A 13,709-nucleotide genomic window follows, 5' to 3' on the forward strand; every position below is an offset into this window, starting at 1 on the left:
GGCGACCTACTGCTGCCTGGCACGAGCCTGCCGTACGCCGTCAGCCCGCAGGACCCCTTCACCCATGCGCGCTCCGGACACCGCCGGACACCGAATCTATTGCGCGGTGGCGGTGAAGAGCCGCAGCCGGTCGGCCCGGGCCTGAGGCGGCGTCGAGGTGTCGTGTCCGCAGGGGTATTCGCGCCACTCCTTGAGTTCGGCGGCCGCGTGGAACAATCGCCGCCCCTCCGACACGTAGACGACCTCGTCGTCGCTGCCGTGCTGGAACAGCAGCCGCCGGGCGCCCGGCACCAGCCCGTACGGCCCCCGCCCGGTCGCTGCCCATGCGCGCGAGAACCTCACCGCTCACCCCCATCGCGCTCCGCCAGGTCGTGAGCCATCTGGGCAGTGTGCCAGTAGCGGCGGTTTTCCGAGGAGGGCCCGGGGTTCGGGGCGGAGCCCCGACGTCTTCGAGGCAGCCTCGCGGAGAACCACGTCGGGCTGCCGGCGACCTGAGCGGGCACGTCGACGGGTCCGACCAGTCAGAACGGGGCGTCCACCGGGAGTCGACGCACCTGCGTCAGGTAGGGGTCCAGCTCTCCCACCTCGAACCGGCAGGTGCCGATGACGTGCCAGAACTGACCGCCCGGATCACCATCCAGCTTGTACCGCCCGTCCGGGCTGACCGCGGCCCAGCCGTCGGGCAGGCCGATCAGGGTGGCGCGCAGCTGAGCGTGCTCCGGATCCACGACATCCCAGAGCCGGACGGTGCCGTCGTCACCGGCGCTGGCGAGCATGCTGCTGTCCGGGCTGAACGCCACCGACCAGACCCGCCGGGTGTGCGCGGCCAGGGTGCCGTGCAGCCGACCGGTGCCCGGATCCCACAGCCGGATGATCAGGTCGTCCCCGGCAGTGGCGAGCAGCGCGCCGTTCGGGCTGAACGCGCAGGACCAGAGCCGGCCGGTGTGCTCGGTGAGCACCGCGCGCCGTTCGCCGGTGAGGGCGTCCCACACCACGGCGGTGCCGTCGTTGCTCGCGCTGGCGAGCAGCGTCCCTTCGCTGTTGAAGCTCACCGCGTACACCCGGTCGGTGTGCTGCTCCAAGGTGCGGCGACAGGTCGCGGTGGCCGCGTCCCAGAGCCGGACGAGCTGGTCGTCGCAGCCGGTGGCGATGACCTCGCCGTCCGGGCTGAACGCGACCGCCCGGACCCGGCCCCGGTGCGGGGTGAGGGTGGCGAAGTGCCGGCCGGTACGCCGGTACCACAGTCGGACGGTGTCGTCGTCGTTGGCGGTGGCCAGCGCATCGCCATCCGGGCTGAACGCGGCCGCCCAGACATGGTCGGTGTCCACGTTCAGCTCGCGTTCGTCGACCCCGGTGTCGGTGTTCCACAGGTGCACGCCGCCGTCCCCGCTCGGTGCGGCGACCAGCGGCTCACCCGGACAGAACACGGCGGAGAGCAGCCGGTCGGCCGGGCTGGTGAACTGCCGGACCAGCCGCCCGGTGCGCGGCTCCCACAGCCGCACCACACCGTCGTTGCCGCAGGCGGCCAGCATCTCGCCGTCGTCGCGGAAGGACAGCGAGGTGACCCGCCGCCCGTGCCCACGCAGGGTGTGCTGAAGCTGCCCGCTCCGCGCGTCCCAGAGCCGGGTGGTGCCGTCGTTGCTGCTGGTCGCCACCTGGGCCTGGTCCGGCCGCCACACCACCGGCCAGACCGAGCCGCGGTGCCGGCTCAGCTCGTGCCGGAGCTGGCCGTCGGCGGTGGTCCAGAGCTGGATCGCGCCGTCGCTGGCGGCCGTGGCGAGCATGGTGCCGTCGGCGTTGAACCGGACGCTGTAGATCGCGCCACGTTGCCGGTCCAGCACCCGGACCGAGCGGCCGGTCTCCACCTCCCACAGCCGCAGCGCGCCATGCGTGTCGCCGGTCGCCATCAGCCCGCCGTCGGGGTGCACGTCGAGGGCGTAGACGTCGGCCTCGTGGCCGCGCGGCTGCCGCAGCAGCTGCCCGTCGGCGGCCCGGCGGATCCACACCCGGCCGTGCTGCCCGACGGCGACCAGCGAGCGACCGTCAGGGGTGTGCACCACCCGGTAGACCACCTCCGGCTCCCGCACCTCGAAGACGAGGTCGCCGGAGGCGATGTCCCAGCCACGGACCGCGCCGGCACTGTCCACGACCACGACCCGCCGCCCGTCCGGGCTGAACGAGGTGCCCCAGATGGGCGCGGCGTGCCCGGGCCATTCGTGGCGCAGCCGGGCGGTCCGGGTGTCGTAGAGCCGGACCACACCGGCCGCGTCGCCCACCACCAGCCGGCCCCGCGCTCCGTCGGTGAGCAACGGCCACACCCAGCCGGCGAAGACATCCTCGATCACGTGCCGCACGTCGCCGTGGTCCGCGTCCCACAGTCGTACGCTGAGGTCGGCCGAGCCGGTGACCAGGTGATGCGAGGCGGCGTCAAATCGGACCGCGTACACCCGGTCCCGGTGGCCCTGCAGGGTCCGCACCGGAAGGCCGGTGGTGGTGTCGCAGATCAGCACCCCTCCGTCGTCGCTGCCCACGGCGAGCACCGTGCCGTCCGGGCTGTACGCCGCCGGCAACGGCAGCCGGCCCACCTCGAAGCCGTACGAGACGCCCACGGCGGACGGGGCCAGGCCCGGTGTCACCGGACGGCCCGGGGCGACCACGGCGCCGCGCAGCTCCGGCGCGCGCAGCAGCGCCGCGTCGGCACTCACGTCGATCAGCGCGGCCCGGTGCCAGCTGCTGCCAGCCACCCGCGCGTCGCGCAGGTCGGCCCGGAACAGCCGGGCTCCGACCAGATCGGCCGCGCGCAGATCGGCCCCGGTGAGGCGAGCCTGGTCCAGGCGGGCGCCGCGCAACCGGGCGTGTGTCAGCCGGGCCCCGGTCAGGTTGGTGGCGACCAGGCGGGTGTCGGTCAGGTCCGCGCCGGTCAGATCCGCCTCGGCCAGCTCCCGGTGGGACAGGTCCTCACCGCGCAGCACCGCGCCACGTAGGTCGGCCCGGTCCGGCAGCCGCAGCCGGGCGCTGAGCCGCAACGCGTTGGCCCGGACCGTCTCGCCGGCTGCCTCGTCGCCGAGCACCCGGGACGTCCAGGCGGTGCAGCGGGCCGAGTCGGCGAGGTCGCCGAGGAACTCCACGGCCAGCGTGGACAGCGGGCGCGCCGCCAGAGCCGACGGATCCTCGCCCTGATTGAGCTGGGCGGCGATCCCCGCGGCGACCAGCCACTCCATCACGGAGGCGTGGATGAAGCCGAACAGGCCGTCGTCGGTGCGGACCAGCAGACTGCCCGCCCCCACCGCGTGCGTCGCCTGCGATCCGGAGAGCTGGGACTCTGCCAACCCGGCCAACTGCCCGGCGGCCTCGGCCAACTCGGCCAGGCGCAGGTACGACTCCCCGCTCTCCCAGAGCTGGAAAGCCAACCGGCTCACCGCGCGCCACAGCTCGGGGCGACGCAGGCTGACTGGCGCACCCGGCACGCCCTGGGTACGCCGCTCCTCGAAGTCCAGCCAGGCTTCCAGGATCTCCCGGTAGAGCGCGGCCGCGCTGAACGTGCCGCCCGCGCCGGCCACCGCCGTCAGCCGTCCCTCGTCGAGGTTGGCGATGAAGCCGAGCATGCGCGGGTTACGAGAGAGCCCGAGCAGGTCCTTCACCCCGCCGAGCAGGTTCATCCGCTCCCGGGCCGCCCGCTCGTCCCCGCCGTAGCGGTGCCGCAGGAAGGTCTCGATCTGCCCGGGGGTGAAGTCCTCGACGGCCAGTACCCGCCGGTGCGGCAGCATGCCCACCCGCTCGCCGAGGGCGGTGAGCACCTGCGAGTTGGTCTTGAAATGCTGGGTGCGACTGCTCACGATGATCTTGGCGTTCCCCTCGGCCGCCTGGAGCAACGTCTCCAGGTGGTCCGCCGCCCGGTCGTAGGTGACCCGGGCCACCAACTCGTCGAAGCCGTCGAAGAGCAGGACGATCCGCCCCTGCCGGAGCATGTAGCGGAACGCCTTCAGGTCGATCACCTGCTCGCCGTGGTTGGCCAGGTGCGCGGCGACCAGCCCGTCGACCGAGTGCGCCTTGTCCAGCGCACGCAGCTCCACCAGGATCGGGATCAGGTCGGGGGCGGCCGTCGGCAACCGGCGGGCCACCTCGCGCAACGCGAACGTCTTGCCCCGGCCGAAGTCGCCGAGCACCAGCACGAACCGGCCGTCCGGCGCGGCGGCGACCTCGAGCAGGTGGTCCACCACGTCCTCGCGGACCTGCTGGTCGGCGCCGACCAGGTGGCGATAGCGCTGCGGCACGTACTGGCCGGGCGGATAGAGCCGGTCGGCCTGCAACCGGGCGGTCTGCGCGGCAACGTACTCACGCAGGTCGAGCAGCCCCTGGAACTCGGTCAGGTGCAGCACCCGTACGCCGCGCCGCTGTGCCTCCTCGGCCAGTCCGCGCGGGACCCGGTCGCCGTCGTAGACCAGCTCGGACGTGATGTCCGGGTCGGCGGCGTGCACCCGCCGGGCGAAGTGGTCGAGGTCCGCGGCGCTCGGGGTGCCGACGTACGCCCCGACCCGCTGCTGCCGGACCACCCCGTCGGCGCGGTAGGTGACGAACAGGTGCGGCGGCTCGACCGTCACCCGGCGGACCAGCACCCGGTCGTGACGCGCCTCGCAGACCTCGGCCAGCCGGTCGAGCAGCCGGTCCAGCGCTGCCGTCGGGGCCACGGCCGACGTGGTGGCAGTCGCCTCCTGGGTGGGCCCCTCGACGGCGGTGGGCAGCCGCGGGTCGGGCACCTGGGCCGGCCCGGCAGCCCCGAACGTCGCCTCCGCGCGGGGCCAGCTCACGGCCGTCGACCCGCCCACCTCGCGCCGGTCGTCGCGGCCGAGCACCCAGCGGGTCATCCCGTCAGCGGCGAGCCGGAGCACCTGCGCCCTGCCGTCGCGGGACGCGGTGGCCAGCGGCACCACCGGGTCGACCTGGGCACCGGTCGCCACGGCGTCGGAAAGCAGGAGGTTGAGCATCGGCCCGAGCAGGCGGTTGAACGATCCCCGGTCGCGCAGCGTCACCCCGTCCGGGACCGCGATCTCGTCGGCGTACGGGGTGCGCGGGCCGGGAACGTGCGCCATCGCGCCCAGCCGCAGCCAGCCGGACTGCTGGTAGTGACGCAGCCGCTGGGCGAACCAGGTGGACTGGGCCTCGCCGAGGAAGCCGTAGCGGTCCTCCTCACGGTGGGTGACGGCGATGGTGGAGTTCAACCCGGCCACCACCAGCCGCAGGTCGGGCACCGGGAACAGCGTCCAGGGTTGCTCGCTGTCGAAGAGCCGGTCCTCGAGACCCTGGTAGAGGTCGTCGAAGAGCCGCGCGTAGTGCCGCCACTTCGGCCAGTACGGCGGCTGCGGGTCGACGTCGTCCGCCTCGCAGGTGGCGAAGTAGGCGCGGCTCGCGGCCATGGTCACGTCGCGCGGGCCGGGCACCACGACCAGGCGGTGCGGCTCCAACCCGAGCAGCACCCGCAGCCCGGTGAGGAAACTCAGCGCGTCGGAGAACTCACGGGGGCTGCCGGACTCGGTCAGGTTGCCCGCCACCACCAACAGGTCGGGTCGGGGAACCTCGTCGTTCATCAGCAGGGTCAGATCACCCATCAGGTGTTCCTGGAGCTCTCCGGGGGTGACCGGGGCGCCCGGCTCGATCATGCCCCGACCGAACCGCGGTCCGGCCACCTGGAGCACGGTCAGCGCCGTCCGCGAGGTCGGCACCGTCGCCGGGGCGGCGGGGAACGGTGGCGGGTTGATCGGCGTACGGCGGGCCCGGCGCGGCGCGGGCGGGCCGGCGACGGGCGCGGAAAGCACCCCGGCCGGGTCTGCCGGATGGTGCGGGAAGGCAGGTTGCCGGACGGGTTTCGCACGGCCGTCGAGCGCCTCCCGGATCCGGTCCAGCACCCGGGAACGCGCCTGCACGGGGTCGGTGACCCCGACCAGGTCGACGTACGTGATGGTGGCGAGCAGGCCGTCGATCGGGCAGTCCTCCACCCGGACGGTGACCAGCTTGTTGCCGGTACCGTCCGGATCGGCACGCAGCGCCGCCTGCCACTCGAGCTTGCCGTACGTGGAGTGCAGGTAGCGTTCGGACAGGACTGCCACCACGACCGCGGCCTCCCGGACCCCCCGGTCCATGAAGTCGATGAAGTTGGTGCCGGCCACGAAGTCCCACGCCTGGAGCATCGTGCGGTAGCCGGCGGCCTCGAACTCCCACGCCAACCACGTCGCCCAGCGCTCGTCGGCGGGCGAGTAGCTGACGAAGAAGTCGATGGGGCGGTCGGACCGGGTCGGTTGCGCGCCTACAGCCACCTCGCCATTATGACCACTCACGGTCAACCCGTCGCCACCATGCGCGGTCGAATCGGTCGCCTCCGGCTGAGTGACGGTGTGCGAGGATCGTGCCTTGTGGAGACCACCGGCGAGTCACCGTCGGCCGCCCCGGACCGATCCTCCTGGGGTCGGCTGCACGTACTGGACTGGATCGCGATCGGCCTGTTCGCAGGCGGCGTCCTCTGCGTCCTCACCGGCCTCCTCCCCCGCGCGGACGCCGAGGCCACCGTACGCCGGATCCTGCCCATCCTGCTCTTCCTCGGCGCCGTGGTGGTGCTGGCCGAGCTGACCGCGGTGGCCGGGGTCTTCGACGCGCTCGCCGCCCGGATGGCGATCACCGCGCGGGGCGACTTCGGCGCGCTGTTCTGGCTCTGCGTCGGGTTCGCCTCGGTGACCACGATCGCGCTCAACCTGGACACCACCGCTGTCCTGCTCACCCCGGTGATGATCGCTCTGGCCCGCAAGCTCGGTGTGCCGCCGGCCCCACTGGCGATGACCACGGTCTGGCTGGCCAACACGGCGAGCCTGCTGCTACCCGTGTCCAACCTGACCAACATCCTGGCCAGCGACCGGATCGGGCTGGCCCCGCTGCCGTGGGCGGCCCGGATGTGGTGGCCGCAACTGGTCGCCATCGCGATCACCATGCTGCTGCTCTGGTGGTGGTACTGGCGGCCGGCGCGGGCCGGCGCCGACCCGTTCGTGCCACCGCCGCCACACGTGCCGTCCGACCCCGTGCTCCACCGCACCGCGCTCGTAGCCTGTCTGCTGTTCGTCACCGGGATCCTCGCCGAGGTCGAGATCGGAATCGCCGCCGGGGTCGCCGCCGCGATCCTGGTCGCCGGATTCGCGGTCCGCGCCCGGGGCAGCCTGAGACTCCAACTGGTCCCCTGGCGGCTGCTCGTTTTCGTCACCGGGCTGTTCCTGGTGGTGCAGACCATCGGTCGGCACGGACTGGACACCGTGATGGGTGCGTTGATCGGCAACGACCCCGGCGCCGAGGGCGCGCTGCGGGCCGGCGCCGTCGGTGCTCTCTTCGCCAACGTGGTCAACAACCTGCCCGCGTACGTGGCCGGGGAGGCGGTCATCGCCGTGAACCACCACACCCAGCTGCTGGCCCTGCTGGTGGGCACCAACGTCGGCCCGCTCGCCACCCCGTGGGCGTCGCTGGCCACGCTGATCTGGTACGAGCGTTGCCGGGCCGCCGGGGTCGCGGTCCCGCTGGGGCGGTTCGTGGCCACCAGCGCCGTCCTCGCCGTACTGGCCACCACCGCCAGCGTCGCCGCCCTGCTGGTCACCCCGTCGGGCTGACCAGCCTCACCAACCGACGGTGGTCAGGCCGATCGGCGTGAGATGGCGGACCTTCGGCTCGATCCACTGTGCCGCGGTCACCAGCTTGACCAGCCGGTCGATCGTCTCCGGCGGGCCGGCGACGAAGCTGCGCCGGTCGGCGGGGCACCCGTACCGGTCGTCGAAGCAGCCACCGTCGAGGGCCCGGACCACCATGCCGGCCTCGGCAGCCAGCAGCATCCCGGCCGGCAGGTCGACCGCCTCCGGACGGTAGCCGACGATGCCGTCGATGTCGCCCCGGGCCAGCATCACCCAGGACAGCAGCGGCGCCCACAGTTGCAGCACCCGCCGGGCGGTGGAGTCGAGCACGACCTTGAGGGCCCGGGCGGTGCTGTCGTCCCGGCGTACCTCGTATCCCTGGGTCCAGGCCAGCACCGGCGCCGGCGGCACCGGCCGGTGCCGCGGGCGCAGCGGCTGGCCGACCGGGCCGTCGACGTGCACGAAGGCGCCCTGACCACGAACGGCCGACCAGGTGCGGCCGGCGACCGGGTCGTGCACCACCCCGAGCACCGGCGAACCCCGGTCGCAGAGTGCGATCCCGACCACGTACGTGGGTAGCCCGATCGCCACGTTGTTGGTGCCGTCGAGCGGGTCCACCAGCCACGCCCAGGAGTCGTTGGCGGCGTACTCCCCGCCCTCCTCGGCGATCACGCCGTGCTCCGGCCAGCGGGCCCGGATCCGGCCGACGATCAGCCGTTCGGCGGCCAGGTCCAGGTCGGTGACCAGGTCACCGGTGGCGTTCTTGGCCCGAGCGTGCAACTCGCCCCGGGTGCCCCGGCGCACCAGCCGCCCGGCGGCCTGAGCGACCTCCACCGCGAAACGATGTGCGTCACGCAGGTCCGGCCCGGGTCTGCCCGGCTCCACGTCCATGGTTCCTCCAACCGTCAGCCCCGTGCCACCAGTCGAGCGATCTGCCGCGCCATCCGAGCGGTCTCCGCCACGTCGCAGCGGTCCCGGCGTATCCGGTGGCGGTGTCCGCCCACGGCGCCAAGGCTCAGGTCACAGAAGCCGGGCGCGGCCCGGCCGAGCACCACGGTCACCGCCGGCTGCCCCGGGTCCACCTCCGAGGTGTGGAAGCCACCGGCGGGCAGCGCGTACGAGCTGCCCGCGCAGTACGTCTCCACGGTGACGGTCGCCGCCGTCACCAGCCGATCGGTGGCCGCTATCTCGTCGACGTCGCCCCGGCTGTGCACCTCGTACACCCGCCAGGCGGGGTCGGCGGACGCCTCGGTCACCTCGATGAGCTCGTTGCGGACCCGGCCGTGCAGCACGTGGCTGAGCAGGTCCCAGCTGTGCGAGTGCACGGGGGACGTGGTCGGTTGGACGATCGGTGGCTCGGCCGGCCAGGCGTGCACGCAGATCCCGTCGGCGCCGGTACGGCTCACCGGCAGGCAGGTGAAGCCGAGTGGGTGCCGCACGGCCAGCAACGGCCGCTGCCCCTCGGCGACGTCGTCGAGGACGCCCAACATCCAGTCGCGGAGCAGCTCCGGCCGGGTGCCCCGGTCGATCTCACGTTCGAGGTCGGCGTAGCTCATCATGCGTACGGGTTCCTCGCCTGGATGGCCCGGCTCACGATGTCGGCGACCTCGCGGTCGCCGAAGGACCGGGGTAGTGGCAGCCCGAGTGCGGTGAACAGGCGGCGGACCTGCTCCACGGAGGGCTCGTCGTCGAGCTTGACCTGCCCGGCAGCCTCGATCGGCACCCGCCGGCTCTGTTCACGGCTGTACTGCAACTCGATGTTGTAGCGGTTGTAGTAGAGCTCCCTGCGGTCGATCCTCAGTGCCGGGGTCTGCGGATTCTCCTGGGTCACGATGACGCAGCTCGAGGAGAGGTCGTAGCGGAAGGTGGTCATCTGCGCGGAGACCCGGACGTCGATGGTGAGCAGCCCGGAGCGCTGCCGGTGCCAACAGGCGGCCAGCACGGTCGCGTAGGACTCCTTGCGGGTGCGGTCGACGGTCCACCGCTCGCCTGGCGCGTCGGGGGCGAGGCTGCGCCGGAACCGTGCGTACCGCTCGCAGACCTCCTCGTCAGTCGGGTCGATGATCTCGACGGCGAAATGCAGGGTGGCGTTACGCCGACGAGCGTGCTCCAGGCACTCGGGCAGGGTGACCGCCCGGGTGTAGGTGCCGGTACCGCCCTTGAAGCTCCACCGGTCGGTGTGCCGACGGGCGTCGGCCAGGGCCTGCCCGACCTCGCTGCCGTGCAGGACGCGGACCATGGAGATGCTGTCGATCGCCTCCCGGGCCCGGTTCAGCGCCCCCTCCGGACCGGTGATCTCGTGCATCTGCGGCACCAACTCGGCGAGCCGGTCCCGGGTGTCCCGGATGACCTGCCGCACCTCACGCTCGGCGGTCTCCCGGCGCAGCCGGTCGCGCAGCAGCGCCTGGGCGAGCAGGCCGAGCACGAGCAGGATGGCGCTGTTCACCACCTCCTGGCTGACGCCGTTGTTGACCCCGAGGAACGCGACGGTCAGTGCCAGGAGCAGCCCGATGAACGCGTCGAGATTCCTGACGACCCAGGCGAGGAGGCCGGCCATGACATCTCCCGGTCGATGACGGAGTCCCCATGATAGCCCTATGTCAATGCCTGATCACGCACTGCTCCCGAGTCCCGCGTCCGGCGGCGAAGGTGGTTCGTCCAGCCGCCGGGCGGCGCAGATCAGCGAGCCACCGAGCCCCGGCGCGAGCCGGGCGAGCAGCCGGGAGGTGACCCAGCGTCCGCCGGGCAGCCGCCACCCGACGTGGTTGGACCGCAGCGTCAGCGGTGCGAACCCGGCCCGCCGCAGCACCCGCCGCAGCAGCGAGGCGGTGAACGGACGAATGTGCAACCAGAGGTAGGGGTGCAGCGGATCCACCTGGCGGGGCGCGCGGCCGGCGAGGAACGCCAGCCGGTCCTGGACGGTCGCCAGGTTCGGCGTGGTGAGCACCAGCAGCCCACCCGGGGCGAGGACCCGGTGACATTCCCGCAGCAACGCGACCGGGTCGTAGACGTGCTCGATCAACTCACCGGTCAGCAGCCCGGAGAAGCTGCCGGTGCGGAACGGCAGAGCGCAGGTGGCGTCCAGGCAGACCGGCAGCGCCCGACCGGCGGTGGCCCGGCGGGCCGCACCCAGCGCGGCCTCGGCCACGTCCGCCACCACGAGCGGCACGGGCAGCTGCGCCGGGTCGAGCGTGCTGCACGGACCACAGCCCAACTCGAGTACCGGCGCTCCCCCACGGATGTCGTCGACCATCAACCGGGCCGCGACCGCCCGGCGGACCCGGTGGTACGGGTCGTCGACGTACCCGTTGACCTGCACACCGTCGTGGTAGCTCCGCCGGTTGGCGCGCCGCCCGTGCGCCTGCGCGCTGCCCGACGGGGCCCCGGTCGGTGGCTCGGCCATCGCACCCTCCGCTGCGGCGCCACCTTCGGCGACGGCGACCACCTCCAGCCTCGCACCACCCGGCGTCGCTTGGCATGACCGCCGCGACGGTGGGCGCACCCACCGGCGCGGCAACAGGGAGCGCAGGGCGGCCAAGGCGCCGGCAGCGGCATCCGCACGCCGTGCAAGCGCCGTTACTGGTGGACCTGGCCGCCGACAAAGCCCGTGTGCACACCAGCACCCGCAAGGAACGCACTGCCCGGTCCTGCGGCTCCTGGACGTGATCGATCAGAGCGTCGTCGATGGGCGATAGACGCCAGAACCGGTGGTGGTCCGAAGTGCAGACCGGAGGTTCCGATCTGTTCTGAGCAGGTAAGACAGATGGGCTCGCTGGGTCAGACGGGCAGAGCGCGCTATGACGCTCACCGCCGCGCTGCCGCAAGCGCGGACGCCGACACCATTGCACGCACTCTCATCGACCAGGCATCCGCGACCTTCACCGCTACACCATTAGAAAGTGCGCCACTCTTCTGAGGGAACGTAGTCCCACGTGACCTCTGCCCGCTCCTTGAGGAAGACGGGGCGGCTGAGAACGATGTCGCCAGCCCGCTGAGCTCGGATGATCAAGCCAAGGTCCGCCAACTCCGGGTCCGCAGCGTGCGTATAACGCAGCTCTCGTCCGCACCTATCAGCTTGACCCCATGCCCATTGTTCCACTTCGGAGGGCACGCGACCGACCAACGCCACGCCATCGAGCGCGACCTGTGGTCCATTGAGTGCGTCCACGGCAATGCAGTACAGCGTCCTGTCCGTGTAGTAGGCGCTGACGCCCGCATCGGTGAACGTCTCAAACGACTCTCCACGACACGAACCGCAGCCCCTGCCGGATCGCTCACCGCCGCCTAGTGCCGCAACCACCTCGTCGGAACTCATCCCGAACTGGAGCGGCCCCACGCTGGCCATCGGGACGAAACTCCAGTGATTGCGCCCCTCATCACGCTTGACGTCCCAGACGCCCATAGTCCGTCTCCCTGTTGGCCCGTGCCGCCTGCGGCAGGCTAACGGTTGACGGCGAGCGCTTGTAGACGGTAGGCCGGTCGTCTGGTGTCGTACGGCTTCCGCACCCGGCTCAAGGTCGGGACGCTCACCGCCCGGTCGCAGCCCGATTCCGGGTTGGAACCGTGCCGGGGTCATCTGCTTGAAGTGGTCGACCCTCAGGTTCATCCAGACGCCTTCGAACGTGCCCTGGATCGCGACGACGATGCTGGACTTCCCAGAGCGCGGTGGGCCATTGAGAATCACGATCTGACCCGATCCTTCGAGCTGCGCCATCTAGCTCCTTCAGTACCGCCGTCGCCCCTCATCGTCCGCCCCATCGGGCAAACAACGGGCACGGCGGATTTAGCCGTTCGCGCTCGCACCGCCAGTCTGGAAGAGCGCGATCAACCGGTCGTGATGCCCGAAACGCCTGCGACCGGCGGCCTACGCTCGAGCAGCTCGTGCCCGCTCGCGTCCGCTCCACGCCACTGTTACTGGCCCGTGGATGGCCCAGCGGTGCCGTGCTGGTCGTCCAGCCATGACACTTCGTCGAGCCATACTCCGCGCCGGAAGCCTCCTCGTATGGCTCGCTTCTCCCGGGCAGCCTGCTCGACCTGCTCCTCGGAGTAGCCGAGCGTGGTGATCAACGCCGACAGCACCTCGCGTAGGTCGGCAAGTTCCTCCAGTTGGGAGTCCGGCGCGGCGCACCTCAGTTCGGCCGCTTCTTCTCCCAGCTTTGTGACCAGCGCGTCAAACAACTCGGAGGCTTGCAGGGTACGGACATGAGCCTCCTTGCCTTTCGCTGTGATGATCTCCGGTATCCGGTCTCTCACGAGCTTGCCGTACGAAACACTCCGCCTCTGCATCACCAAGTCATCCTCGTTGTGCTCACCGCTTGACCGCAAACGCTGGATCTCCTCGTCGGGCAGTCGTAGACCGTCCAGCCTCCCCGGACGGGGACAAGGTGGAGCGCCTTACCAGCCGAACGACCTTGGCCCTGTCCGGGGAGGCTGGTAACCCTTGTGGTGCCCGGCGAGGTGATCCGCTCCTGGCCGATCTCTGAGGAGGGCCGGGCTCGGGGCAGAGCCCCGAGGTCTTCAAGAGGTCTCGTCGTCCGCCAGCGTGGCTGGCCGGCCCAGCCGATGCCGGCCGGAGGTTGCCAGCAGGCCGGGGCGCCGGATGACACGTCACCCGCCGAGGGGTCGCCCAGGGGCGGGACCCCGGCCGGGTAGGCAGCTTTGGCCCCCGAGCGTGGGTAAGTAGTGATGTCGGCAAAACTACTGACGACGCCCCGCACCGGCCGCCGGAAGAATCTCTGCCATCCCGGCGTGGCCCGGGCCTCATCCCACCTCGAAGGGAGGTGACCACATGCCGATCGAACGAGAAGACGACGAGTTCGAGCTCGACGATCTCGACCTCAGCGGCCTGACCGTGACGGTCATGCGCGACACCGTCGCGATCCCCGAGTCCGGGGCGTCCCGGATCAGCGCGTGCGCGGCGTCCTGCTCCTGCTCCATCGTTCCGGATGAGCCGATGCTGTAGCCGCCGCGGAGCGCGAACCGTGCTGCCTGGGTGACGAGGCGACTGTCGCCGGGCCCGGCGACAGTCGCCTTTCCAACCCGGACTCCTTC

The 13,709-nt window shown here is 71.7% G+C and carries 10 protein-coding genes; 2 read left to right on the forward strand and 8 right to left on the reverse strand.

Annotated features, from left to right (window positions below; genetic code table 11):
- Positions 1-96 precede the first annotated feature (96 nt).
- Together AB0G08_RS16445 and AB0G08_RS16450 are read right to left on the reverse strand one after the other, a co-directional pair.
- Positions 97-342, reverse strand: coding sequence for a hypothetical protein (locus AB0G08_RS16445; RefSeq protein ID WP_358088110.1), 246 nt, complete (start codon positions 340-342; stop codon positions 97-99).
- 179 nt (positions 343-521) lie between these two features.
- On the reverse strand, positions 522-6,311 hold the full coding sequence (locus AB0G08_RS16450) for a TIR domain-containing protein (protein WP_358088112.1): 5,790 nt from the start codon (positions 6,309-6,311) through the stop codon (positions 522-524).
- Between the two features lie 96 nt (positions 6,312-6,407).
- Here AB0G08_RS16450 and AB0G08_RS16455 point away from each other — a divergent pair, with 96 nt between their 5' ends.
- Entirely contained in the window at positions 6,408-7,640 is a 1,233-nt protein-coding gene (locus AB0G08_RS16455) for an SLC13 family permease (RefSeq protein WP_358088115.1), read from the forward strand.
- A gap of 6 nt (positions 7,641-7,646) precedes the next feature.
- Here AB0G08_RS16455 and AB0G08_RS16460 read toward each other — a convergent pair whose 3' ends face one another.
- The 6 genes from AB0G08_RS16460 to AB0G08_RS16485 all read right to left on the reverse strand — a co-directional run bounded on the left by AB0G08_RS16460 (position 7,647) and on the right by AB0G08_RS16485 (position 12,944).
- Complete coding sequence (locus tag AB0G08_RS16460; protein WP_358088118.1) at positions 7,647-8,549, reverse strand: inositol monophosphatase family protein; 903 nt, start codon at positions 8,547-8,549, stop codon at positions 7,647-7,649.
- A gap of 14 nt (positions 8,550-8,563) precedes the next feature.
- The gene (locus AB0G08_RS16465; RefSeq protein ID WP_358088121.1) at positions 8,564-9,217 is read right to left on the reverse strand and encodes a hypothetical protein; all 654 of its coding nucleotides are present in this window, start codon (positions 9,215-9,217) and stop codon (positions 8,564-8,566) included.
- Complete coding sequence (locus tag AB0G08_RS16470) at positions 9,214-10,215, reverse strand: hypothetical protein (protein WP_358088124.1); 1,002 nt, start codon at positions 10,213-10,215, stop codon at positions 9,214-9,216. The genes AB0G08_RS16465 and AB0G08_RS16470 overlap by 4 nt, the downstream gene beginning before the upstream one ends.
- Positions 10,216-10,269: 54 nt before the next feature.
- The gene (locus AB0G08_RS16475) at positions 10,270-11,061 is read right to left on the reverse strand and encodes a class I SAM-dependent methyltransferase (protein ID WP_358088127.1); all 792 of its coding nucleotides are present in this window, start codon (positions 11,059-11,061) and stop codon (positions 10,270-10,272) included.
- A 489-nt stretch (positions 11,062-11,550) separates the two neighbouring features.
- Entirely contained in the window at positions 11,551-12,372 is an 822-nt protein-coding gene (locus AB0G08_RS16480) for a hypothetical protein (RefSeq protein WP_358088130.1), read from the reverse strand.
- Between the two features lie 197 nt (positions 12,373-12,569).
- Complete coding sequence (locus AB0G08_RS16485; protein WP_358088218.1) at positions 12,570-12,944, reverse strand: nucleoside triphosphate pyrophosphohydrolase; 375 nt, start codon at positions 12,942-12,944, stop codon at positions 12,570-12,572.
- Positions 12,945-13,446: 502 nt separating this feature from the next.
- On the opposite strand from AB0G08_RS16485, the gene AB0G08_RS16490 reads away from it, so the two are divergent.
- A complete protein-coding gene (locus tag AB0G08_RS16490) occupies positions 13,447-13,620 on the forward strand; it encodes a thiazolylpeptide-type bacteriocin (RefSeq protein WP_358088133.1) in 174 nt (57 codons plus the stop codon).
- Positions 13,621-13,709 lie beyond the last annotated feature (89 nt).

The sequence above is a fragment of the Micromonospora sp. NPDC023644 genome, assembly GCF_040640115.1.
Classification (GTDB): Bacteria; Actinomycetota; Actinomycetes; order Mycobacteriales; family Micromonosporaceae; genus Micromonospora.